Raw genomic sequence first — 3,174 nt, 5'->3', positions numbered from 1 at the left:
TAATCCAGACTCTTCTGGCCGTCTTGTCTATCTTAATACCGCGAATCTCAACAATATCATTTGTCTGGACATTACTGCTGATTAATCTGTCGTAACGTGCCATATGTGCCTTCACTCTTGCTACCAGCTCACTAGGGGCTGAAGGGCTTTGTCATATAATCATCTGCTCCCAGTCCAAGACCGCGGATTTTATCGATATCATCCTTTTTCGCCGAAACCATAAGAATCGGTGTGTTCTTCTTGTCCCGGATAGATTTACAGATTTCAAATCCGTCTACTCCCGGAAGCATCAAATCCAGGATAAATAAATCAAATTCTTCTTCTAATGCTCTCTTAAGTCCAATATCCCCACGATTTTCAATCTCTACCTCAAAACCGCTCAGTTCCAGATAATCTTTTTCCAGATCTGCGATACTTTCCTCATCTTCAATAATCAATATCTTACTCATTGACAGGTACCTCCTGATATTTTCTAAGCACAAAATACATAACTGTGCCTGTTCCCATTTTACTGCTTGCCCAAATTTTACCGCCGTGATCTTCTATAATCTTCTTAACAATGGACAATCCGATTCCGCTTCCGCCCTGGGCAGAATTTCTGGATGCATCTGTACGGTAGAACCGGTCAAAGATAAGCGGCAGATCTTTCGGTGCAATTCCTTTTCCGTTGTCCTCAATTTCCACTTGAATGAAGTCGCCTACATCCTTAACCCGGATATTGATATAACCCTTAGGCTTATCTAAATACTTTACGGAATTTCCTATAATATTATTAATTACCCGCTTCAGCTGTTCTGCATCAGCGATAATCCAGGTTTCTTCATCTGCATAATTAAAATAAGAAAACTCAATATTCTTAGATTCCAGATCCAGACCAACCTCTTCAAAGCAGTCATCAAAGTAACTGGATACGTTAATTTTACTAAATGTATATGGAATACGGTTCGTATCGATCTTCGAATAAAATGTCAATTCATTAATCAAACGGTCCATATCATTAGCCTTATTATAAATCGTACGGATATATTTATTCATCTTCTCAGGAGTATCCGCCACACCATCCATAATTCCTTCTACATAGCCTTTCACAGCCGTAATCGGAGTCTTCAGGTCATGGGAAATATTGCTGATCAATTCCTTATTTTCCCTGTCGTACTCTACTTTTTCTTCGGCAGATTCCTTCAGCCGCTTCCTCATCTCTTCAAAATCCTGGCACAACTCGCTGATCTCATCTTCACCTTCAGCTACTAATGTAAAGTCCAGATTGCCTTCTTTGATATTCTGGGTAGCTGCACGAAGCTTTCGAAGCGGTGTACTGATTCCCGAATAAATCCAGGTACTCAAAAGACCTGCGGTTAAAATCAGGATTACAACAATTGTAATAAACATATCCCGAAGCAGTGACTTCATCTGCGGCAGCATATTATCCATACTGGTTATAATGAAAATGCTTCCTGCTGTTTCATCCGAAAATGTAACATCAATCTGCTTTACAAATGCCCTTACATCTTTTCCGATATACGTTCCGCTGTCAGCAGACGTTGTATAAGTATTGGGTCCCGGCAGTTCTTTAAAAAGCTGTGCATTATTTTCAGATGTTCCCGAATAATACTGGGAACTCCCTTTGCGCACAATGAGATAAGAATTCTTGTCCTGCAATTTATCATTAATCGTACACAGATAATCCACATCCAGAAACTGATCCGGATCTTTGTCGGCTTCCTTCTTCATCTCCTCAAAAATACGCTTCGTGGTTATGCTCAGCATTTGTACTGAATTAGAAAATGCGTCATAGGAAACATTGTCGATTCCATATTTATCTTCTATGGATTTTAACTGGTACTGACTGAAACCCAACAGAGCTACGCCTGTTAACAGAAGCGGGACACATATAATTACAAAAAAGGCTATGATAAGCCTTGTTTTTAATTTCATAGCAAAAACTCCTTTATGTTATACCGTTCTCTTTTCAGTATAGCATAAAGGAGCCATATTTACATCTAAACAAACAAGGACTTTTATAAATTTTTCATAAATTTACAAGTACTTCTTAAGAATTTCGACTTTATCCAGCTTCTCCCAGGGCAGATCCAGATCATTTCTGCCGAAATGTCCGTAAGCAGCAGTCTGCTTATAGATCGGGCGGCGAAGATCCAGCATCTTTATAATTCCGGCAGGACGAAGGTCAAAATTCTCTCTTACGATTTCCGTAATCTTCTCGTCTGATAATTTGCCGGTTCCAAAGGTATCGATCATGACAGAGGTGGGTTTTGCAACTCCGATTGCATAAGATAACTGAATCTCACATTTTTCAGCCAGTCCTGCGGCCACAATATTTTTTGCCACATACCGTGCTGCATATGCTGCAGAACGGTCTACCTTGGTGCAGTCTTTTCCTGAAAATGCTCCGCCGCCGTGTCTTGCATATCCGCCATAAGTATCTACAATAATCTTACGTCCGGTAAGACCGCTGTCTCCATGTGGTCCGCCGATTACAAAACGTCCGGTTGGATTGATAAAAAATTTCGTATTCTCATCTACCATTTCAGCAGGCAGAATTACATCAAATACATATTTTTTAATATCCTCATGAATCTGCTCCTGTGTTACATCCGGATCATGCTGTGTAGACAGAACAACTGCATCCAGTCTGGATGGCTTGCCATTTTCATCATATTCTACACTGACCTGAGTCTTTCCGTCCGGTCTCAGGTAAGAAAGTGTGCCGTCTTTACGAACTTTTGTAAGCTGCAGCGCTAATTTGTGTGCCAGTGAAATTGGATACGGCATTAATTCTTCCGTTTCATTTACCGCATAGCCGAACATCATTCCCTGATCTCCTGCACCGATTGCTTCAATTTCATCATCGGTCATGGTATTTTCCTTTGCTTCCAGCGCTTTGTCAACGCCCATGGCAATATCGGAAGACTGCTCGTCAATGGCTGTGATAACGCCGCAGGTTTCCGCATCAAATCCATATTTTCCACGTGTATAGCCAATGTTTCTTACCGTATCACGCACAATCTTCTGGATATCCACATAAGCATTTGTAGAAATTTCTCCCATTACCAGAACCATGCCTGTAGTAGTTGCAGTCTCACACGCCACACGGCTCATGGGATCCTGCTCTAACAGAGCATCTAAGATAGCATCAGAGATCTGGTCGCACATTTT

The 3,174-nt window shown here is 41.0% G+C and carries 2 protein-coding genes and 1 pseudogene; all 3 read right to left on the bottom strand.

The genetic code is table 11. From position 1 onward, the window contains the following. A pseudogene (locus tag RHS_RS29155) lies at nt 1-449 on the bottom strand (response regulator transcription factor); the annotation flags it as partial. Further along, nucleotides 442-1,935 carry a HAMP domain-containing sensor histidine kinase gene (locus RHS_RS29150; RefSeq protein ID WP_027295084.1) on the bottom strand — a complete coding sequence of 498 codons (1,494 nt, stop codon included), beginning with the start codon at nt 1,933-1,935 and terminating at the stop codon, nt 442-444. The pseudogene RHS_RS29155 and the gene RHS_RS29150, both read right to left, overlap by 8 nt. A 102-nt stretch (nt 1,936-2,037) precedes the next feature. Further along, nucleotides 2,038-3,174, bottom strand: a 1,137-nt coding sequence (metK, locus tag RHS_RS29145; RefSeq protein WP_395023660.1) for a methionine adenosyltransferase, incomplete at its 5' end; no start/stop codon positions are given.

Origin of the sequence: Robinsoniella sp. RHS, from assembly GCF_001029355.1 — a bacterium.
In the GTDB taxonomy this organism is placed as follows: domain Bacteria; phylum Bacillota; class Clostridia; order Lachnospirales; family Lachnospiraceae; genus Robinsoniella; species Robinsoniella peoriensis.
Note: the sequence above shows the minus strand (reverse complement) of the source record. Positions and strands in the feature narration are given on the sequence as shown.

Excerpts from the sequence above, each read along its gene's own strand:
- RHS_RS29150 (WP_027295084.1), bottom strand. The coding sequence starts at position 1,935 with ATGAAATTAAAAACAAGGCTTATCATAGCCTTTTTTGTAATTATATGT.